The organism is Corallococcus sp. AB011P (assembly GCF_003611605.1).
Lineage (GTDB): Bacteria > Myxococcota > Myxococcia > Myxococcales > Myxococcaceae > Corallococcus > Corallococcus coralloides.
Window position 1 is genome coordinate 61,312 of sequence record NZ_RAVX01000005.1, and the last position, 19,581, is coordinate 80,892.

At 69.6% G+C, this 19,581-nt stretch carries 17 protein-coding genes; 12 read left to right on the forward strand and 5 right to left on the reverse strand.

Translation table 11 applies throughout. The features are described from left to right. Window positions 1-6 precede the first annotated feature (6 nt). Window positions 7-780 (reverse strand): hypothetical protein, encoded by a 774-nt coding sequence (locus D7X30_RS16050; protein ID WP_120563816.1) that lies wholly within the window; start codon window positions 778-780, stop codon window positions 7-9. Window positions 781-1,021: 241 nt separating this feature from the next. On the opposite strand from D7X30_RS16050, the gene D7X30_RS16055 reads away from it, so the two are divergent. From D7X30_RS16055 to D7X30_RS16070, 4 genes are read left to right on the forward strand one after another with little or no spacing between them, the layout of a single operon-like run. Next, on the forward strand, window positions 1,022-1,693 hold the full coding sequence (locus D7X30_RS16055; protein WP_120563817.1) for an RNA polymerase sigma factor: 672 nt from the start codon (window positions 1,022-1,024) through the stop codon (window positions 1,691-1,693). Between the two features lie 3 nt (window positions 1,694-1,696). Then, complete coding sequence (locus tag D7X30_RS16060; protein WP_120563818.1) at window positions 1,697-2,494, forward strand: hypothetical protein; 798 nt, start codon at window positions 1,697-1,699, stop codon at window positions 2,492-2,494. Then, window positions 2,481-4,166 carry a caspase family protein gene (locus tag D7X30_RS16065; protein WP_120563819.1) on the forward strand — a complete coding sequence of 562 codons (1,686 nt, stop codon included), beginning with the start codon at window positions 2,481-2,483 and terminating at the stop codon, window positions 4,164-4,166. The genes D7X30_RS16060 and D7X30_RS16065 overlap by 14 nt, the downstream gene beginning before the upstream one ends. Then, window positions 4,166-4,792 (forward strand): carboxypeptidase regulatory-like domain-containing protein, encoded by a 627-nt coding sequence (locus tag D7X30_RS16070; protein ID WP_120563820.1) that lies wholly within the window; start codon window positions 4,166-4,168, stop codon window positions 4,790-4,792. Before D7X30_RS16065 ends, D7X30_RS16070 begins: the two co-directional genes overlap by 1 nt. Before the next feature lie 4 nt (window positions 4,793-4,796). Here D7X30_RS16070 and D7X30_RS41670 read toward each other — a convergent pair whose 3' ends face one another. Beyond that, window positions 4,797-5,147 carry a hypothetical protein gene (locus tag D7X30_RS41670; protein ID WP_147443220.1) on the reverse strand — a complete coding sequence of 117 codons (351 nt, stop codon included), beginning with the start codon at window positions 5,145-5,147 and terminating at the stop codon, window positions 4,797-4,799. Between the two features lie 355 nt (window positions 5,148-5,502). On the opposite strand from D7X30_RS41670, the gene hemE reads away from it, so the two are divergent. The 5 genes from hemE (at window position 5,503) to D7X30_RS16100 (ending at window position 12,145) form a co-directional block, all read left to right on the forward strand. Continuing rightward, complete coding sequence (gene hemE / locus D7X30_RS16080) at window positions 5,503-6,546, forward strand: uroporphyrinogen decarboxylase (protein WP_120563822.1); 1,044 nt, start codon at window positions 5,503-5,505, stop codon at window positions 6,544-6,546. A 117-nt stretch (window positions 6,547-6,663) separates the two neighbouring features. Continuing rightward, window positions 6,664-7,965: an acetyl-CoA C-acyltransferase FadI gene (fadI, locus tag D7X30_RS16085; protein ID WP_120563823.1), complete on the forward strand. Its 1,302-nt coding sequence runs from the start codon at window positions 6,664-6,666 to the stop codon at window positions 7,963-7,965. After that, complete coding sequence (fadJ, locus tag D7X30_RS16090; RefSeq protein ID WP_120563824.1) at window positions 7,965-10,202, forward strand: fatty acid oxidation complex subunit alpha FadJ; 2,238 nt, start codon at window positions 7,965-7,967, stop codon at window positions 10,200-10,202. The genes fadI and fadJ overlap by 1 nt, the downstream gene beginning before the upstream one ends. A 106-nt stretch (window positions 10,203-10,308) precedes the next feature. Further along, the gene (locus tag D7X30_RS16095; protein WP_120564170.1) at window positions 10,309-11,439 is read left to right on the forward strand and encodes a mannosyltransferase family protein; all 1,131 of its coding nucleotides are present in this window, start codon (window positions 10,309-10,311) and stop codon (window positions 11,437-11,439) included. A gap of 46 nt (window positions 11,440-11,485) precedes the next feature. After that, window positions 11,486-12,145, forward strand: coding sequence for a bifunctional 2-polyprenyl-6-hydroxyphenol methylase/3-demethylubiquinol 3-O-methyltransferase UbiG (locus D7X30_RS16100; protein ID WP_120563825.1), 660 nt, complete (start codon window positions 11,486-11,488; stop codon window positions 12,143-12,145). A 69-nt stretch (window positions 12,146-12,214) separates the two neighbouring features. On the opposite strand, the gene D7X30_RS16105 is transcribed toward D7X30_RS16100, so the two are convergent. Both D7X30_RS16105 and D7X30_RS16110 read right to left on the reverse strand, forming a co-directional pair. Beyond that, window positions 12,215-13,051 (reverse strand): ChbG/HpnK family deacetylase, encoded by an 837-nt coding sequence (locus D7X30_RS16105; RefSeq protein WP_120563826.1) that lies wholly within the window; start codon window positions 13,049-13,051, stop codon window positions 12,215-12,217. A gap of 7 nt (window positions 13,052-13,058) precedes the next feature. After that, window positions 13,059-13,847, reverse strand: coding sequence for a glycosyltransferase family 2 protein (locus tag D7X30_RS16110; protein ID WP_120564171.1), 789 nt, complete (start codon window positions 13,845-13,847; stop codon window positions 13,059-13,061). 137 nt (window positions 13,848-13,984) lie between these two features. Between D7X30_RS16110 and D7X30_RS16115 the strand changes: the two genes are divergently transcribed. The 3 genes from D7X30_RS16115 to D7X30_RS16125 all read left to right on the forward strand — a co-directional run bounded on the left by D7X30_RS16115 (window position 13,985) and on the right by D7X30_RS16125 (window position 18,155). Beyond that, window positions 13,985-14,935 (forward strand): diguanylate cyclase, encoded by a 951-nt coding sequence (locus D7X30_RS16115; protein ID WP_120563827.1) that lies wholly within the window; start codon window positions 13,985-13,987, stop codon window positions 14,933-14,935. A 167-nt stretch (window positions 14,936-15,102) separates the two neighbouring features. Then, window positions 15,103-16,683: an ATP-binding protein gene (locus tag D7X30_RS16120; RefSeq protein WP_120564172.1), complete on the forward strand. Its 1,581-nt coding sequence runs from the start codon at window positions 15,103-15,105 to the stop codon at window positions 16,681-16,683. Then, window positions 16,680-18,155 carry a sigma-54 dependent transcriptional regulator gene (locus D7X30_RS16125; protein ID WP_120563828.1) on the forward strand — a complete coding sequence of 492 codons (1,476 nt, stop codon included), beginning with the start codon at window positions 16,680-16,682 and terminating at the stop codon, window positions 18,153-18,155. Before D7X30_RS16120 ends, D7X30_RS16125 begins: the two co-directional genes overlap by 4 nt. 25 nt (window positions 18,156-18,180) lie before the next feature. Here the strand turns inward: D7X30_RS16125 and D7X30_RS16130 are convergent, their stop codons facing one another. Continuing rightward, entirely contained in the window at window positions 18,181-19,518 is a 1,338-nt protein-coding gene (locus D7X30_RS16130) for a replication-associated recombination protein A (RefSeq protein WP_120563829.1), read from the reverse strand. Window positions 19,519-19,581: the final 63 nt, after the last annotated feature.

Here is a 19,581-nt window from a genome sequence, read left to right on the forward strand (position 1 = left end):
GCGCGCTCAGTCGTCCTTGCCGTCATGGTGGCTGCCGTCGTCGTCGTCGTCCTCGCCGCCGTTGCGGTCGTGGTCGTCGAACGCGTCGATGGACTTCTGGAGGTTGCTCTCCAGCTGCGACCGGGCGCTGGACTCGCGCGGGTCGAGCCGCTTGCCGTCCTTGTCGGTGAACCAGCCGCTCGGGTCGATGTTGAAGGTCACGTTCTGGTCGTCACCCTCGGCGATCTCGAAGCTCACCTTGCGCTCCTGCTCCACGCGGAGGCTGGAGACGAACTGGAAGGGCTCGCCGTCGATGTGGCCGTCAATGATGAGCGACGCGCCCTGATCCGCCAGTTCCTTCAAGCCGCCTGTGGCGTTCGCGGGATCGACCTTGCCGATGTCGAATTCGATCTCGTCGTAGGTGCCGACATCCACGGAGATGTCCTGCAGGCGCACCAGCTGGCCCTCCAGTGCCGTGCCGGACAGGTCGATGAGGAACGACCCCGTGCGCTGCTTGTGCTCGCTCTTGTCGTCGGTCCCCGCGTCGGTCCCGGCGTCGGAGTCGTCGTCGGAGCTGTCGTCATGGTGGCCTTCACGCTTGAGCTCCAGCTCGCGGACCGACAGCCGCACTCGATCCACGGTGATTCCATTGGAGAGCTCCAGCCGCTGGCTGGACGTGCGCGTCAGGGCCGAACCCGTGACCGCGCTCCCCATCCGCGTGCTCAACCCCACCGACGACGTGCTGTTACCGCACGCGGACAGCCACATGAGGGACGCGAACAGACCGATGAAACGACGCATGACGTGTGTCTCCTGGTTCCGGTGGGGGATGCCGGGCCCGTGGACTCGCACCGGCCGTGCGATGCCCGCCCGTCATCCCTTCCGCTGAAGGAAAGGAGTCCGGCCGCGAAAAACGGCCACGGGCGGGATTTTCCGCGCGGATTTCCGGAGGGAGGCCCGGGGAATCGGCCGGGCGGGCGTGGCCGGAAAAGCCCTCCGTGACTCCATCCCTGGGGACGGAGTACTGAACAGGGGTCATGGCTTGCATCCTCTCACCTGGACCGGCATCGCCTCGGCGGGCTTGCCCCGGCACGCGGCCGTCGCGCGCGTGCGCGAAGCGCGTGGGGATGGAGAGGGCGTCGTGACGGAGCAGGAGCTGGCGGACTGCATCCGTCGGGCGGCGCGAGGGGAACAGTCCGCGTGCGGTCAGCTCTACCAGCGCTTCCACGGGGCCGTGCGACGCGTGGCCCAGGGCTCGGGCGTCCTGGGCGCGGCGGAGGTGGAGGACGCGGTGCAGGAGACGTTCGTGCGAGCCTTCCGCGAGCTGCCCCGGCTCCAGCATCCGCGCGCGTTCAGCGGCTGGCTGCTGACCATCGCGAGGCATCACGCCTACGCGCTCAGCCGTGGAGCGAAGGCCCGGGCCCGCGTGGAGGAGGACCTGGCGCGCGAACTGGACACCGTCGCGCCCGCGCTGCCTCCGTCATTGACGCTGGAGCGCCGCGTGGCCGTGGTGCGCGCGCTCATCGAAGGGCTGCCCGAGGGCCCGGAGAAGGAGACCGCCCGCCTCTTCTATCTGGAGGGCGAGCTGAGCGCGCGGGAGATCGCCGACCGGCTGGGGCTGGGCAAGAGCGCGGTGACGATGCGGCTGGAGCGCTTCCGGGCCCGCGTGAAGCGCGAGCTGCTGGCGCGGCTCCTGGCCGCGGAGGTGGGCTGAACCATGGGCGCGAGCGACAGACATCTGGATGTGGAGTCCGCGAAGCAGCTCGAACGGCGCGAGCCCGAAGCGGTGCGCTACTTCGCCGAACACCTCTCGCATCCCTGTGAGACGTGCGAGGCGTTCCTCGCGCGAGACGACGCGGAGCCCGGCGAACTTCGGGGGGTGGATGCGCTGGCGGACGAAGCGCTCGTCGCGGCCTCGGACCGTCCCGTCCGGGAGGATGCGGTCGGTTGGGCGCGGGTGCGCCGGAAGCTGCGCGCGCCCCATCGTGCATGGGTGACCGGAGGGCTGGGCGCGGTGGCCGCCGCTGTCCTCCTGGCCCTCGTGGTGCGTCCGGGGACCGGCGGGCCGGGTCACGTGGAGCCGTCCTCGCAGCGCATCAAGGGCACCTCGCCGCTGGCATTGGAGCTCACGGCCGCGGCGCAGATGCCAGACGGTGCGGTGCGCGCGGTCGCCGAGGACGCGGTGCTTCCGCCCGAAGCCGTGGTGCTGCTGCGCTACCACACCAGTGAGTCCGCGGACGCACTGCTGGTGCGCGAAGCCCCTGGTGTGCCGCCGCAGGTGCTGGGCCGTCATGCATTGACGCCGGGCACGCACGACCTGCGCGACGGCGAGGACCTGGCCGGCGTGTCCCTGGAGGACGAGCGCGGACCCGTGACGCTGGTGCTGGTCGCCTGGCCGCACGGTGAACAGGAGAACGCGGCGCTGGAGGCGGTGCGCGTCAGCGGACAGGTTCCTCCAGACGCGGCCCAGGCCCGCCTTCGCTTGAAGGTGGAGTCGGGGCATGCTGCTCCCTGAGGAGCCGCGCGTGTCCCGCCTGCTGTTCATCCCCGTGATGCTGGCGCTGGTGGTGCTCGGCGCGTGCCGCTCCGTGGAGCCGCGGGAGAAGGGCCGCGCGGTGCGGGTGCGCCTGGATGATGGCGTGCTGGCCTCGGCGCAGGAGGGTGAACGGCACGCGCTGCTCATCGGCATCTCCGCGTACACGGACCCCGCATGGAACGGGCTGCGCTACGCGGCGAAGGACGCTGACGACCTGGGCCGCGTGCTGGCGGATCCGGTGCGCGGGGGCTTCCGCTCCGTGACGGTGCTCACGCGGCCCGAGCAGACGACGCGCACGTCGGTGCTCGCCGCGCTCCAGGCGCTGGAGGCGCGTCCCTGGCGGCCCCAGGACACGGTGGTCGTATACGTGTCCGGGCATGGCTCGCTGGCACGCGACGTGAGGGGCGAGCTTCAGCGCTATCTGGTGACGTCCGATACCCGCTACCGGGACGTGGCCGGCACGGGGCTGGACATGGCCACGCTGGAACAGTCGCTGGAGCGGCTGGGTTCGCGGCGGCGCGTGCTGGTGCTGGCCACCTGTCACAGCGGCACGGGCAAGTCGCTGCTGCCGCCGGAGGTCCGCGACGAGCTCGCGCACACCAAGGCGTCCTTCCTGCCGCAGCCCCTGGAGGCCGCGAGCCGCGCCTCGCTGGTTCTGTCCGCCAGCGACTGGGGCGAGGCCGCGCGCGAGGACGACGCGCTGGCCAATGACATCTACACGCACTTCCTCATCCAGGCGCTCGACGGAAGCGGCGACCGCAACCGCGACGGCGCGGTGAGCGCCACCGAGGCCCACGACTGGGCTCGCCGCAACACCTGGGCCTATACGGAAGGGCGCCAGCGTCCCAGCGCGCAGATATTGGAAGTGGGCGCGGATCCGGTGCTGCTGTCCGGCTCCTTGCAGCGGCCGGGTCAGCCGGAGGTCTTCTCCTACAGCGCGAGGCTGGAGGGCTTCACGCTCAAGGTTGACGGCCACGACGCGGGCGAGCTGCCCGGAGGCGTGGTGGTGCCGGAGGGCCGGCGGAAGCTGGAGCTGCGCAAGGGCGGCCAGGTGTTGTGGGAAGACACGGTGGCGCTGCGCTCCGGCGAGCGGCGCGAACTGGAAGCCTTCCTGCGCCCCATGGCGGACGGGCCCAAGCGCACGGTGACGCTGGGCGGAGGCGTGCTCGGCTTCCTGGATGGACAGAGCCGCGAGCAGGTGCTGCCGGCGTCGGCGCAGGCCGGCGTGGGGCTGGGCTGGGAGGGCGTGCTCCTGGACGGGAAGCTGGACCTCTGGGTGGACGTGTCGGCGGGGCAGGGGCGTCAGTCGCTGCGGTTGGATCCAGGTGGGGACGTGCCGGTGCGGCACCGCACGCTGCTCGTGGGCGTGGCGGTGGGGCCCACGTGGACATGGGGCCGGCTGGGCCTGTCCACCGGTCCGCGCGTGGCCGGTTTGTGGCTGCAACGCTCCTTCCAGTTGCAGCTGCTGGACCGGAGTGAGCAGTACGTCACGGCCTGGCCGGGATGGATGGCCGCGCTGTCATTCCGCTTCAGCCCGGCGTGGATGGTGGAGGCGCGAGCGCAGGCGTTGTGGGCCTACGTCCCGGTGGACGGGCAGACGCGCACGGTGGGCTTTGGAGGCCTGATGCTGGCCGGAGGGTACCGCTTCTGATGCGAGCCAGGACATGTGGCGGAGCGCTGGTGCTGGCGCTCGTGGGCTGTGGCGGATTCGACAACGGAGACCTGCGCACGGGCACCGTGCGAGGCCGAGTGCTGGGCGCGGAGTCCGGCGTGGCGCGAGTCAGCGTGCTGGGCCATGAGGAGCTGCGCGCGACGGTGAACGCGGACGGCCGCTTCGAACTGGACGGAGTGCCGGCGACGTCGCTGGAGCTGTACGTGGTCGCCTCACGCACGCAGGCGGCGAGGACGCCCGTGTTGGCGCAGGGCGCTCGGGTCACCGACGTGGGCGACATCCAGGCGAAGCCCGGAGCCTTTCTCACCGTGAGGGTGCGGGACGAACTGGGCGCCATCCCGCCCGACGTCGAGGTGGAGCTGCGAGGTACGGGAGAAGACCGCGCGAAGGTGGACACGAGCAGCGGAGAGGTCCGCCTGGGGCCGCTGCCCGCGGGCTGCTACGCGCTGGAGGTCAAGGCCGACGACCTGGAGGACGTGGAGACGGAGGTCTGTGTCCGTGAAGGCGAGGAACGGCTCCAGCCCATCACGCTGCCCGCGGATGACGACGACGGTGGAGACGACGACGGCGGCAGCGACGACCACGGCGGACGGGACGGCGGCTGAATCGTCAGTTCAGGTCAGTGACCCGCAGCGATTCGAGGAAGGCCTCGCCCTCGGGGAACGGATCATCTCCCGAGGAGATCACCTGAACGAAGAGAAGGCCCGTTCCGGCGACGATCCAGCGGTCTCGGAGCAACTCTCCCGGACCGTCTGGCTTCTCTTCTGGCGGCCCAAGCCACTCTTGAACGTTCTTGCGCCATTCCCACCCGAACCAGGGGGCGGGTAACCGGGTGAGCTCCTTCTCTGGAATGCCGGTTTGCTGGAGCAGCGTCACTCGGAGTTGCTCACGCTTCTCTTCTGACGACGCGTGGAGTCCATAGGCATTGGTGGCCAGGTCGATGTTGAGCTGTCGGCCCAAGTCCAACTGGTGCCACGAGCAGGTGACGTAGGCCGTGACCTGGGGCTCGATGCCGGCTACGTCAGCGGGGTTGATGTCCTTACATCCGGAATAGACCCCTGCAGGGTCGACCCGAGGTGCCCCAGGAGGCACCCGAGGCGCCACGACGCTCGCCCCGGGAACCGGCTCCCAGCGGACCAGCTCATGAGACAGCGGCCACTGAGGCCGGGCGGGAGCAGCCGTCCGCCCCGCCGCACAGGCCATGCATGCGAGCGCGAGCAGGCTCGGAACGTAGCGGTTCAACCGGGTCATGGAGATAGGGTACACCCCGGGCCGTGAAGCCCGTGACTCCCTCCCGCCCCTCGAAGGTGACGACGTGAACGACCGACTCCTGCGCACGGCGCGCCGCCAGCCCACCGACACCACCCCCGTGTGGCTGATGCGTCAGGCGGGCCGCTACCTGCCCGAGTACCGCGCCATCCGCGGCAACATCGCGTTCCTGGACCTCTGCAAGAACCCGGACCTGGCCGCCGAAGTCACCGTCCAGCCCATCACCCGCCTGGGCGTGGACGCGGCCATCATCTTCTCCGACATCCTCATCCCCGTGGAGGCCATGGGCATCCACCTGGAGCTGGGCGACAAGGGCCCCCACTTCCCCAACCCGCTGCGCACGCCCGCGGACATCGACAAGCTCGGCGTCCCCGACCCCGTCGAAGGCACCGGCTTCGTCGCCGAGGCCATCCGCCGCACGCGCAAGGCCATCAACGACTCCGTGCCCGTCATCGGCTTCGCGGGCGCGCCCTTCACCCTGGCCGCGTACATGGTCGAGGGCGGCGGCTCCAAGAGCTACATCCAGATCAAGCGTCTGCTCTTCGAGCAGCCCGAAGTGGCCCACCGCCTCTTCCGGAAGCTCACCGACACCCTCATCCCGTACCTCAAGATGCAGGTGGAGGCCGGCGCGAAGATTGTTCAAATCTTCGACTCCTGGGGCGGCGAGCTGTCCCCCTGGGACTTCGAACGCTTCAGCCTCCCGTACCTCACCGAGATGGTGACGGAGCTCAAGGCCACGGGCGTCCCCGTCATCCTCTTCGGCGTGAACATGACGCCGCACCTGCCGCTCCTGAAGCGCACCGGCGCGGACGTCATCGGCCTGGACTGGCGCTGCCCCGTGGACGAGGGCCGCCGCATCCTCGGGCCGGACGTCGCCACCCAGGGCAACCTGGATCCGCTCCACCTCTTCCTGCCCCGCGAGGAGCTGGACGGTCGCGTGAAGGACATCCTCCGCCGCGCCGGCCCCACCGGGCACATCTTCAACCTGGGCCACGGCATCCTCCCGCCCACCGACCCGGACGCCGCGAAGTTCCTCGTGGAGGCCGTCCACAAGCACGGCGCCGCCCTCCGCCAGGGCACGCTCGGCTGAACAATCCCCCGCCCGGCCGACTGGCGAGCAGTTGACTCAAGAATCAATCCGACATTGACGCGGTGCATTGCCCGCCGTTAGAAGCGCCTCACTCGTTTCACAGAGGGTGAGGCACACATGGCAAGCGAGAAGCGCAACGGCCACCGGCGGGTGGCCATCGTTCGCGGACTGCGGACGCCGTTCGCGAAGGCGGGCACCGTCTTCGCGAACCTGACGGCGCTGGACCTGGGCCGCATGGTGGTCCAGGAGCTGGTGCAGCGCAGCGACCTGGACCCCAACGAAATCAACCAGGTCGTCTTCGGACAGGTCATCCCCACGCTGACCGCGCCGTCCATCGCGCGCGAAGTGGTGCTGGCGGCGGGCCTGCCCAAGCGCATTGACGCCTTCACGGTGGCGCGGGCCTGCGCCACGTCCATCCAGTCCATGGTGGCGGGCGCCAACGCCATCGCGCTGGGAGACGCGGACGTCGTCATCACCGGCGGCACCGAGTCCCTGTCCGACGCGCCCATCTTCACCAGCCGCCCGCTGGCGCACGCGCTGGCCGCGTCGTCCAAGGGCAAGAGCCTGCCGGACAAGCTCAAGCCCTTCCAGAAGCTCAAGGCCAAGGACCTCATCCCCGTGCCCCCGGCCATCGCCGAGTACTCCACCGGCGAGACCATGGGTGAGAGCGCGGAGAAGATGGCCAAGGAGAACGGCATCACCCGCGAGGAGCAGGACCTCATCGCGTTCAACTCGCACCAGAACGCGGCCCGGGCGTGGAAGGAGGGCCTGTTCGACGGTGAGGTGATGCACGTCACCGTGCCGCCGAAGTACGAGCAGACCGCCACGAAGGACAACATCGTGCGCGACGACACCAGCCTGGAGGCGCTCTCCAAGCTCAAGCCGGTGTTCGACCGCCGCTATGGCAGCGTCACCGCCGGCAACGCGTCCCCGCTGACGGACGGCGCCGCGGCGCTGCTGCTGATGAGCGAGGAGAAGGCGAAGGCGCTGGGCTACGAGCCGCTGGGCTTCCTGCGCTCGCACGCGTTCGCGGCCACGGACCCGGGGGACCAGCTGCTCCAGGGCCCGGCGTACGCGGCGCCCGTGGCGCTCAAGCGCGCGGGGATGAAGCTCGCGGACATCGACCTGGTGGAGATGCACGAGGCCTTCGCCGCGCAGGTGGCGAGCAACCTCCAGGCGCTGGCGTCCAAGGAGTTCGCGAAGAAGGCGGGCTTCAACGCGCCGGTGGGCGAGGTGGACCGGTCCATCCTGAACGTGACGGGCGGCTCCATCTCCATCGGGCACCCCTTCGGTGCCACGGGCGCGCGCATCATCACGCAGGCCCTGAATGAGCTGAAGCGTCGGAACAAGAACACGGTGTTGTGCACCGTCTGCGCCGCGGGTGGCCTGGGCGCCGCGGTCATCCTGGAGCGTGCGTGATGGCGACCAAGCAAGAGGCAGTCGAAGCGAAGCAGGGCTTGAGCTACGACGTCACGAACGGCGTCGCGGTCATCACCGTGGACCAGCCGGGCGCGCCGGTGAACACGCTGTCCCCGGAAGTGGGCGCCGCGTTCTCCGACCTGCTCCTTCAGGCGGAGCGGGACCCGGAGGTGAGGGCCGTCGTGTTCATCTCCGGCAAGAAGGACAACTTCGTCGCCGGCGCGAACATCGACTTCCTCCAGACCATCAAGTCCCCGGCGGACGTGGAGGCCATCAGCCGCGCCGCGCACGCGGAGTTCGACCGGCTGGAGGCCTACTCCAAGCCGGTGGTCGCGGCCATCCACGGCGCGTGCCTGGGCGGTGGTCTGGAGTGGGTGCTCGCGTGCCACTACCGCATCGTCACGGACAGCCCCAAGTCGGTGGTGGGCCTGCCGGAGACGCAGCTGGGCCTCATCCCCGGGGCCGGCGGCACGCAGCGGCTGCCCGCGCTGATTGGCGCGCAGGCGGCGCTGGACCTCATCCTCACCGGCAAGAACGTCAAGCCGTCCAAGGCGAAGAAGCTGGGCATCGTGGATGAAGTGGTGCCCGTGCCCATGCTGAAGGACATCGCGCTCAAGCGCGCGGCGGAGCTGGCCGCGGGCACGCTCAAGGTGGAGCGCGCGCACCAGGGCTTCAAGGCCGTGGCCCAGAGCAGCAAGAAGAAGGGCCTCGCGGGCCTCTTCCAGGGCCTCATCAGCAAGGACCTGTGGACGGAAGCGGCGCTGGAGGACAACCCGCTCGGCCGCAAGGTGATGTTCGACCAGGCGAAGAAGCAGCTCCTGAAGAAGACGCGCGGCAAGTACCCCGCGCAGGAGAAGGCGCTGCAGGTCATCCGCGTGGGCCTGGAGTCCGGCCGCAAGGCGGGCCTGGAGGCGGAGGCCAAGGCCTTTGGCGAGCTGGTGTTCACGGACGTGTCCCGGCGCCTGGTCGAAATCTTCTTCGCCACCACGGCGCTGAAGAAGGAGAACGGCACCTCCAACCCCAACCTGAAGCCGCGCGAGGTGAAGAAGGTGGGCGTGCTGGGCGGCGGCCTCATGGGCGGCGGCATCGCCTACGTGGCCGGCGTGCTCCAGGGCGTGCCCGTGCGCGTGAAGGACCGGGACGACGCGGGCGCGGGCCGCGCGCTCAAGCAGGTGCAGACGGTGCTGGATGAGCGCGTGAAGCGCCGCTCGCTCACCCGGCTCGAGTCGAACGCGAAGCTGTCCAGCATCACCGCGGGCACGGACTACAGCGGCTTCAAGTCGGTGGACCTGGTGATTGAAGCGGTGTTCGAGGACCTGAAGCTCAAGCACCAGATCATCGCGGAGGTGGAGGCCGTCACCGGCGAGAACACCATCTTCGCGTCCAACACCTCCAGCCTGCCCATTGGCGAGCTGGCGAAGGGCAGCAAGCGCCCCTCGCAGGTGATTGGCATGCACTACTTCAGCCCGGTCCACAAAATGCCGCTGCTGGAGATCATCACGCACCCGGGCACCGCGGAGTGGGTGACGGCGACCTGCGTGGACGTGGGCAAGAAGCAGGGCAAGACGGTCATCGTCGTCAACGACGGGCCGGGCTTCTACACGTCGCGCATCCTCGCGCCGTACATGAACGAGGCGGCGTACCTGCTGGCGGAAGGCGCGGACATCGTCCAACTGGACAAGGCGCTGGTGGACTTCGGCTTCCCGGTGGGGCCCATCACGCTGTTGGACGAGGTGGGCATCGACGTGGCCCAGAAGGTGGGGCCCATCATGGAGGCCGCGTTCGGCAAGCGCATGGCGGCGCCCAAGGCGCTGGAGGGCGTGGTGTCCGACGGCCGCCTGGGCCGCAAGACGAACAAGGGCTTCTACCTGTACGAGAACGGGAAGAAGAAGGAGGTGGACCCGCAGGTCTACCTGCTCCTGCCGCACGGCAAGGACCGCAAGTCCCTGGACGCCTCGGAGATGGCGGAGCGCGTCGCGCTGCAGATGGTGAACGAGGCCATCCGCTGCCTGGGTGAAGGCATCCTGCGCAGCCCGCGCGACGGCGACGTGGGCGCCATCTTCGGCCTGGGCTTCCCGCCGTTCCTGGGCGGCCCGTTCCGGTACGCGGACGCCCTGGGCCCGGCCAACCTGCTGCGCAAGCTGGAGCACTACCAAGACAAGTACGGCGAGCGCTTCACGCCCGCGCCGTTGCTGGTGGAGAAGGTGCGCGCCAGCAAGGGCTTCTACGAAGCCTGAGTGCATGACGCACCGGGGCAGGGGAGATGCCGGTTCCCGGCGCTCTCCTCGTTTCCGGGCCTGACTTGACGCGAGGGGCGGTTCTGGACCAAGGGGCATGCCCCACATGGTTCGTTCCGCTCCTCGTGTTGTTCTGATCGCCGGGCTCGCGGCCCTGGCGGTGTGCACCGCGCTGGTGACGGTGTCCGCGATTGTGTTCCCGCAGGGCTACAGCCCCGCGCGGCTGACGTGGCCGGGCGCACCCCTCCTCCTGGGCTGGACGCACTTCGACGCCGGTTGGTACGCGCAAATCGCGCAGGCGGGCTACAGCTACACGCCCGGCCAGCAGAGTTCGGTGGCGTTCTTCCCGCTGTACCCGCTGGTGCTGCGCGGCCTGGGCCTCTTGCACGTGGACACGTTCCTCGCGGGCGTGGTCGTCACCATGCTGAGCGGCCTGGGCGCGCTGTACGTCTTCACGCTGTGGGCGCGCACGCGGGCGGATGAAGAGGCGGCGAGGAACGCGGGGCTGCTGCTGGCGTTCTATCCCTTCGCGTTCTTCCTCTACGGGGCCATGTATTCGGACGCGCTGTTCCTGTTGCTCATCATCGGAGCGTTCCTGTTGCTGGAGCGGGGGCAGCTGGGGTGGGCGGTGCTGCTCGCGGCGGTGGCCACTGCGGCGCGGCCGGTGGCGCCCGCGCTGGTGGTGGGCCTGCTGGCGCGGCGGCTGGAGTGGAAGCACGAGCGCGGCCTGAAGTGGAGCCTGATGGACCTGTTGCCGGTGTTCGCGGCGGCGGGCTTCGTGCTGTACGTGCTCTATCAGTGGAAGGCGTTCGGTGAGCCGTTCGCGTTCGTGAAGGTGCAGTCCGCGCCGGGGTGGGACCAGAAGCCGGGCTGGCGCACGTGGGCGAAGCTGCGCTGGTTCCAGGGCTTCAGCCGGGAGATGTCCCTGTCGGACGGCTTCAGGCTGGTGGGGCACGCGGCCGTCACGGTGGGGGCGCTCGCGCTGGTGTGGCCCACGGCGAAGCGGTTGGGGTGGGGCTACGGCGTGTACACGCTGGCCATCGTGGGATTGCCCGCCCTGTCCAGCAAGGACTTCATGGGCATGGGGCGCTACCTGCTGGCCGCCTTCCCGCTGTTCCTCACGCTGGCGCTGCTGCTCAAGGAACGACCGCGCATGAGGTGGGCAGTGCTCGCGACCAGCGCATGCGGGATGCTGGCGCTGGCGGCGGCGTACGGAGCGGCGGAGTACGTGTCATGAGCGGACGGATGGGACGAGCCGTGGCCCCGAGTGTGGAGGCCGCGTCATGAGCGGGCTCATGTCCCAGGCGCTGGAGCTCTACGCGCACCTGCCCGCGAGCGAGCGCTTCCACGTGCACGCGCGGGCGTCCTCGGCCCCGCTGCTCGCGGTGGCGTCGCGCCTGCCATCAGGGACGGTGGCGGACATCGGCTGCGGGCACGGCCTGCTGTCCGCGGTGATGGCGCTCGCGGTGCCGGAGCGCCGGGTGCTGGGAGTGGACCTGGATGAGCGCAAGGTGCACTGGGCGAAGCAGGCCCTGTCGGGGCTGCCCAACGTGACGCTCGACGTGGGCTCCGTGGAAGAACTCGCGAAGACGCAACCGCACACCCTCGACGCGGTGGTCGTCTGCGACGTGCTGTACCTGCTGCCCGATGAGCGGTGGCCCGGCTTCCTCCAGTCCATCCGAAGCCTGCTCAAGCCCGGAGGCCGCTTCCTCCTGAAGGAGGTGGAGGGCGACCGCTCCTGGAAGCACGCCAAGGCGCTCGCGCAGGAGTGGGTGATGGTGTCGCTCCTGGGGCGCACCAAGGCCAGCGGCGGCATGGTGCTCAAGCCCCGAGTCGACGGCGTGCGGCTCCTGCGTGACGCGGGCTTCGAGGTGCGTGAAGTGGTGGGCCTGGGCGCGGGCTACACCACGCCGCACCTGCTCTACGACGCCGAGGCCCGCTGAAGAAGCCCACGCGGGCGTGGCGGGCCACCTCCAAACCTGTCCGACAGTCGGACAGGTTTCCGCGGCTCGTCAGCCCAGCTCGCCGTAGTTCGCGAGCGAGATGCCCCGCTCCACGAGCTTCGCCTTCACGCGGGGACTGGTGAGCGCGGCCAGCTCCGCCTCCCAGCCATAGGTCCACGCCGGATCCTCCGGCACATGCGGAGCCCCCTCACCAGGGTGACACCCCAGCTCGAAGTCCCCCGCCGGCAGCGAGTCCAGCACCGCGAGCAGCGCGGGCTCATCCAGCCGGCCCGCCTCGAACACTCCTCCAGCACTGACCCGACGCACGCCCTGCCGGGCCCGAGGCGCCGTCCGCGCGAGCACCGCCAGCACGGTCGTCTTCAACGCCGGCCCGGGAGCCCGCAGCCACGACGCGCGCGGCAGCGCATCCGGCCACCGCAGGGGCAGGCCCTCGCGCGCGGCGATGCCCTCCACCACCGGCCGCACCCCCGGCAACAGGTGCAGGTGCTGGTGCCCGTCCAGGTGGTCCACCTTCGCGCCCAGCTCCCGCGCGCGGGCGAGCTGCGCGGACAGCTCCCGCTCCAGCTCTTCTCTCCGGACCCGCCCCGTCATCCACGCCTTCGCGAACTCCGCCCAGTTTCCCCGGAGCCGTCCGCCCGGTGCCACCGTCCGTACGGCCTCAGCGGGGGCGGCGCAGGGAAGCCGCGTGGACAGCGCCAGGTGCACGCCCACCGCCAGCCCCTGCGCCTTCGCCCGGCCCACGGCCTCCGCCGCGCAAGGGCCCATGGCCAGCAGCGTCGCGCTGGTCACGATGCCCTCGCGGTGCGCCTTGAGGATGCCCGCGTCCAGCGACGGATGCAGGCCCAGGTCGTCCGCGTTGACGATGAGGCGGGTGCGCGGCGCCATGTCCGTCCTACCCACGCCCCGCCTGGCCCGGCACCGAACGCAATTGCTGCACGGACGGCGGCAGGCGCACCGGCTTGATCGGCGGCGACGGCGAGCGCGTCTCCGGGTACAGCGCCACCAGCTCCTTCACCATCTTCAGGATGACGGACGGTGACGCCAGCGTGGAGATGCCGCGCGTGCGCGGGAAGTAGTCCACGCCCATCTGGAACACACGGAAGCCCTTGCGGATGGCCTTCACCACCAGCTCCGCGTCGATGAACGAGCCCTGGCTCCTGAGCTCCATCGACTCCAGCACCTGGCGGCGCATCAGCTTGAAGCTGAAGTTCACGTCCTTGATCTGGATGTCGAACAGCGCCCGGATGAGCAGGTTGTAGACGAACGAGTACACGATGCGCTTGGAGCCCTCGCTCGTGCGGTCGAACCGGAAGGCGCAGATCATGTCCGCCTCCAGGTAGTTCATCAGGTGCAGCGCCCGCTCCAGCTCGCGCATGTCCCACGGCAGGTCGATGTCCGAGTACAGCACCAGGTCCTTCGTGCTCGCCGCCAGCCCCGTGCGCATCGCCCCGCCCAGCTTCAGGTTCACGGGGTGGGTGATGACCCGCAACTGAGGCACCTTCGCCGCCAGCGCGTCGCAGACCTCCTGGGTCCGGTCCGTGGAGGCGTCATTGACGACGATGATTTCGAAGTCGTCGGTGAGCTTCGGTAGCACTTCCAGTGCGCGGCTCACCGCGCGCTCCACGTAGTCCTCTTCGTTCCAGGCGGGGAAGAAGAGGCTGATGCTCGGGTACTTGGCCACGGTCGTCATGTCGCGCGCGTTCCGTCAGGAAGGAAACGCGGGCTCGCTAGCAGAGGGCCTACTCGCTGGCAAACCCCTTGGCCCTTCTCGTGGGAAACCCCTATAGTACCGCCTAGTCATCATTTTATGGGGACACGGTGAAAACCCAGCCCTACACGCTTCTGGTCGTGGACGATTCGCAGGCACTGCTGCCTCAGCTGGTGCGCACGCTCGGCCCGGAGGACTTCGCGCTCCGTGTAGCCCGGTCCGGGCCGGAGGCGCTGGGGCTGACCCAGGAGGTAGACGGCGTCCTGCTCTGCTCCGGCGGCCCCGGCGAGGCGCAGGCCCAGCGCCTCCTGGAGGCCCTCACCCCGCCACAACCGGCGCCCCGACCCGCCGTGGTGGTCCTGGCGCCGCCGGAAGACCGCGCCTTGCGCCTGGCCGCGCTGCGCAGGGGGGCTGAGGTGATTCTGACCCCCTGGGACGACGAAGAGCTGCGTTTGAGGCTCTACCGGAGCCTGGAAACGCACTCCCGGTTGAGGTCACTTCACTCCCAGGTCGAGGAACTGCGGCGCCTGGCGGTGACGGACGGCCTGACCCAGGTGCACAACCATCGCTACTTCCAGGAGCGGTTGCGCGAGGAGTTCCGCCGCTCGCAGCGCTACGACGAGAGCCTGTCGCTCATCCTGGTGGACCTGGACCACTTCAAGAACATCAACGACGCCCACGGCCACGGGGCAGGGGACCGCGTCCTGCGGGAGGTGGCGGCCTCCCTCCAGCACAGCGTGCGCGAGACGGACCTGGTGGCCCGCTATGGAGGAGAGGAGTTCGCCATCCTCCTGCCCTGCACCCATCTGCCCGGCGCCCTCACCGTGGCGGAGAGAATCCGCAAGGGAATCAACGAGTTGCACGCGGGCCCCGAGGGCGCCCTGCGCGTCACCGCGTCCCTGGGCGTCTCCAGCTTCCCCCACCGCGCCATCCTCGCCCCGGAGCAGCTGCTGCTCACAGCCGACGAGGCCCTCTACCGCGCCAAGCGCGAGGGCCGCGACCGCATCTGCCTCCACCCTCCCGCCCCCCTGTTTTCCACGCCGCCCTCCCGGGCTGGCTGACCCAGCGGGTCAAACACCCTGAGTCGTGTTTGACCCCAATGGGTGCCATGGGTCTATGATGACCTTGCCCCTTTTTGTCATGCCAATGAAAAAGGGCGTGATTGCCGGGGCTTATCCAAATCTCCGGTTTGGCAAGGCCATTGCAAATGTCGGACTCCGGAAAGTCCATGGGAACCCTCGGAGCTCAAGCGCAGGCGCAGGACCCGGTCGCCCGAGGGCGGCTGCTGCTCGTGGACGACGAGGAGAACATCCTCAAGTCCATCCGGCGGGTGCTGCGCCGCGGTGAGTGGGACATCGAGACGGCGACGGACGCCGAAACGGGCCTGCGCACGCTGGAGCGCTTCCAGCCGGAGGTCGTCATCTCCGACTTCCGCATGCCGGGCATGAACGGGGTGGAGTTCCTCACCCAGGTGAAGCTCCAGGCGCCGCGCGCCCAGCGCATCATGCTGACGGGGCAGGCGGATCAGCAGGCCATCGAAGAGGCCATCAACCGCTCGGAAATCTTCCGCTTCATCTCCAAGCCCTGGAACGACAGCCACCTGGTGCTCACGGTGAAGAGCGCCTTCGAGCAGTACGCGCTCCACGCGGAGAACGACCGGCTCTACCGCGTCACCCAGGAGCAGAACGCGGAGCTCAAGCACCTCAACGCGGACCTGGAGGAGCGCGTCGCGCTGCGCACGCGCCTGCTCTCCACGGCCAAGCGCGAGTGGGAGCTGTCCTTCGACTGCATGGAGACGCCGCTCGCGGTGGTGCGCGCGCGGGACTTCGCGGTGCGCCGGGCCAACGTGGCCTACGCGCAGGTGGCCCGCCGCTCCATCGAAGAGGTGCCCTCCGACGTCCCCTGCCACCAGTACCTCTTCGGCCGGGACACGCCGTGCACGGGCTGCCCGCTGCCCTCCGCCATGGAGACGGGCAAGGGCGCGCGCGGGGAAGTGCAGCAGGGCGGGCGCAGCTACGTGGTGGCCGCGTACCCGTTCGCCGGCGACGACCGCGCGGTGTGCACCTACCGCGACGTCACGGAGGAGCAGGCCATGACGCGCCGGCTCATCGAGACGGAGAAGATGGCCGCGGTGGGCCAGCTCGCGGGCGGCGTGGCGCACGAAATCAACAACCCGCTGGGTGGCATCCTCGCCTTCGCGCAGCTGATGTCCCGCGACGCGGGCCGCAGCGAGAGCGACCTGGAGTCGCTGAAGCTGATTGAAGAGAGCGCGCTGCGCTGCAAGCGCATCGTGGAGAGCCTGCTGAAGTTCAGCCGGCACAGCCGCGTGGAGGACCGCCGCCTCTTTGATTTGTCCAAGTGCGTGGAGGACGCCGCGGTGCTCTTCCGCGCGCAGCTCAAGTCCATGCCCAAGGTGGAGCTGAAGCTGGGCCTGAAGGACGGGCTGCCCAAGGTGTACGGCGACCCCGGCACGCTCGCGCAGGTGGTGCTCAACCTGCTGCAGAACGGCCTCCAGGCGCTTCCCAACGCCGACGGGCGCCTGTCCCTGGAGACGGGCCGCGAGGGCGACCGGACCTTCTTCGCGGTGACGGACACCGGCTCGGGCATTGAAGAGCGTCACCTGCCGCGCATCTTCGAGCCGTCCTTCACCACCAAGCCTCCCGGCGAGGGCACCGGCCTGGGGCTGTCCATCGCCTATCGCATCGTCCAGGACCACGGGGGCACCTTCCATGTGGACACCCACGTGGGTCAGGGCTCCCGCTTCACCGTCTACCTGCCTATTCCCCTGCAGCTCGAGAGGTTGCCGTGAACCAAGTCAAGCGCGCCAAGGTCCTCGTTGTGGATGACGACTCCGTCGTCCTCAAGGCCGTCACCCAGATCCTCCAGCGGGAAGGACACCCGGTCGTTGCCATCGACGACGCGGTGGAGGGGCTCGCGGCGGCGAAGGATCCGTCCATCGACGTGGTCGTGCTCGACATCAAGATGCCGCACCTGTCCGGCATGGACCTGCTGCGCGCCATCAAGGCGGACCGCCCGGACGTGGAGGTCATCATGATGACGGCCTTCGCCACCGTGGAGACGGCGGTGGAGGCGGTGAAGGCGGGCGCGTACGACTACCTCACCAAGCCCTTCGAGAACATCGACGAGGTGAGCCTCACGGTGGCCAAGGCCGCCGAGCGCAAGGCGCTGAAGGACCGCACCCGCGCGCTGGAGGAGGCGCTCACCGCGCGCAGCCAGTTCGAGGACCTCATCGGTCAGTCCTCGCAGATGCGCGCCGTGTTCAAGCTGGTGGAGACGGTCAGCCACTCCACCGCCACGGTGCTCATCCAGGGTGAGAGCGGCACGGGCAAGGAGCTCGTCGCTCGCGCCATCCACTACCGCAGCGCGCGCCGCGACAAGCCCTTCGTGGCCGTCAACTGTTCGGCCCTGTCGGAGACGCTGCTGGAAAGCGAACTCTTCGGTCACGTGAAGGGCAGCTTCACCGGCGCCACCGGCAACAAGAAGGGCCTCTTCGAGGCGGCCGACGGCGGCACCATCTTCCTGGACGAGATTGGCGACGTGCCCCCGGCCACCCAGGTGCGCCTGTTGCGCGTCCTGCAGGAGGGTGAAGTCAAGCGCGTGGGCGCCAACGAGCCCGTGAAGGTGGACGTGCGCGTCATCGCCGCCACGCACGTGGACCTGTCCCGCGCGAAGGAGCAGGGCAAGTTCCGCGAGGACCTCTTCTATCGCCTCAACGTCATCACCATCGACCTGCCGCCCCTGCGCGACCGCCCGGAGGACGTGCCGCTGCTCGCGCACCACTTCCTCAAGGTCTACGCCGCCAAGGCGGACAAGAAGGTCACCGGCATCAGCCCGCGCGCCATGGAGGCGCTCACCTGCAACCGGTGGACGGGCAACGTGCGCGAGCTGGAGAACGTCATCGAGCGCGCGGTGGTGCTGACGGCCAACGACGCCATCGACGTGGAGGACCTGCCGCCCGGCTTCCAGGCCGCGCCCCAGGCCGACTCGGCGGTGGAGGTGTTCAGCCTGGCGCACCTGCCGTACGCCCAGGCCAAGCGCCTGGCCATGCGCGCCTTCGAGCGCCGCTACCTGTCCGCGCTGCTGGAGAAGAACAACCACAACGTGTCCAGCGCGGCGCGCGCGGCCGGCGTGGACCGCTCCAACTTCCGCCGCCTGCTCAAGCAGTACGAGGTCGCCGGCCGCAGCATGAAGCCGCGCTCGCCCAAGGGCCCGGACTCGGACAACGGCCCGGGCGTCCCTGCCCTGGAAGCCGTGTCCTGATGTTCCCTGCGGGAGGACGGCCCGTTCAGCCGTCCTCCCCGGGTTCGCGCTCGCTGCGCCGCGCGGCGAGCTGCTGCTGGATGGTTTCGTAGCGCTCGGACAGCTCCGCCTCGAAGCCGTTGCGCGTCGGGGTGTAGAAGCAGCGGGAGCGCAGCGCTTCGGGCAGGTAGTCCTCCGGGACGTAGTTGCCCTCGAAGTTGTGCGGGTACTTGTATCCGCCGCCGTAGCCCAGCGACTTCATCAGCTTGGTGGGCGCGTTGCGCAGGTGCATGGGCACCGGCAGCGCGCCTTCCTTCGTCACGGCCTCGCGCACGGCCGCGTACGCGGCGATGACGGCGTTCGACTTGGGCGCGAGCGCCAGGTACGTCACGGCCTGGGTGAGGGGCAGGGTGCCCTCTGGCAGGCCCATGAGCTGGAAGGCCCTCAGCGCGTCCACCGCCACGCCCAGCGCGCGCGGGTCCGCGTTGCCCACGTCTTCCGACGCGAAGATGACCATGCGGCGGAAGATGAAGACGGGGTCCTCGCCCGCCTCCAGCATGCGCGTCATCCAGTACAGCGCGGCGTCCACGTCGCTGCCGCGCATGGATTTGATGAACGCGCTGACGACGTTGTAGTGCTCCTCGCCGCCCTTGTCGTAGAGCAGCATCTTCTGCTGGAGCGCCTCCTCCGCCACCTTGCGGTCCACCGCCGTGCGGCCGTACGCCGCCGCGGCCTCCAGCGCGGTGAGGGCCTTGCGAGCATCCCCGCCCGCCGCGTCCGCGATGAACTCCAGCGCCGCGTCGTCCACGGCCACCTTGCCGCCCAGGCCCCGAGGGTCCGCGACGGCGTGGCGCATGACGGCGATGAGCTCCTCCTGCTCCAGCCCGCGCAGGGTGATGACGCGGCAGCGCGACAGGAGCGCGGCGTTCACCTCGAACGACGGGTTCTCCGTGGTGGCGCCAATCAGCGTGACGGTGCCCTTCTCCACGTGGGGCAGGAGCGCGTCCTGCTGCGACTTGTTGAAGCGGTGGATTTCGTCGATGAAGAGCAGCGTGCGCTGGCGGTTGAGCTTCCAGCGGTCCTGCGCGCGCGCCACCGTCTCGCGGATGTCCTTCACGCCCGCGAGCACTGCGGACATCGTCTCGAAGGCGGCGCCGGTGGAGCGCGCGACGAGCTGGGCGAGCGTCGTCTTGCCGGTGCCGGGCGGGCCCCAGAGGATGAGGCTGGGCACCTGGTCGCTCTCCAGCGCGCGGCGCAGGAAGCGGCCCTCGCCGGTGAGGTGCTCCTGGCCCAGGTACTCGCTGAGCGAGGTGGGGCGCATGCGCTCGGCGAGCGGCGCCAGGACGGCCTGTTCCTTCTGGCTGGCGTGGTCGAAGAGGTCCATGGGGCCTCCAAACCTAGCGTCCCGGCCGCCCTGTCGCGCACCCTTGTGATGTCCGGGGCTAAG

What these genes read in the sequence shown, in the direction of transcription:
- D7X30_RS16050 (WP_120563816.1), bottom strand. Translation starts at nt 780, where the DNA reads ATGCGTCGTTTCATCGGTCTGTTCGCGTCCCTCATGTGGCTGTCCGCG.
- D7X30_RS16060 (WP_120563818.1), top strand. Translation starts at nt 1,697, where the DNA reads ATGGGCGCGAGCGACAGACATCTGGATGTGGAGTCCGCGAAGCAGCTC.
- D7X30_RS16065 (WP_120563819.1), top strand. Translation starts at nt 2,481, where the DNA reads ATGCTGCTCCCTGAGGAGCCGCGCGTGTCCCGCCTGCTGTTCATCCCC.
- D7X30_RS16070 (WP_120563820.1), top strand. Translation starts at nt 4,166, where the DNA reads ATGCGAGCCAGGACATGTGGCGGAGCGCTGGTGCTGGCGCTCGTGGGC.
- fadI (WP_120563823.1), top strand. Translation starts at nt 6,664, where the DNA reads ATGGCAAGCGAGAAGCGCAACGGCCACCGGCGGGTGGCCATCGTTCGC.
- fadJ (WP_120563824.1), top strand. Translation starts at nt 7,965, where the DNA reads ATGGCGACCAAGCAAGAGGCAGTCGAAGCGAAGCAGGGCTTGAGCTAC.
- D7X30_RS16095 (WP_120564170.1), top strand. Translation starts at nt 10,309, where the DNA reads ATGGTTCGTTCCGCTCCTCGTGTTGTTCTGATCGCCGGGCTCGCGGCC.
- D7X30_RS16100 (WP_120563825.1), top strand. Translation starts at nt 11,486, where the DNA reads ATGAGCGGGCTCATGTCCCAGGCGCTGGAGCTCTACGCGCACCTGCCC.
- D7X30_RS16105 (WP_120563826.1), bottom strand. Translation starts at nt 13,051, where the DNA reads ATGGCGCCGCGCACCCGCCTCATCGTCAACGCGGACGACCTGGGCCTG.
- D7X30_RS16120 (WP_120564172.1), top strand. Translation starts at nt 15,103, where the DNA reads ATGGGAACCCTCGGAGCTCAAGCGCAGGCGCAGGACCCGGTCGCCCGA.
- D7X30_RS16130 (WP_120563829.1), bottom strand. Translation starts at nt 19,518, where the DNA reads ATGGACCTCTTCGACCACGCCAGCCAGAAGGAACAGGCCGTCCTGGCG.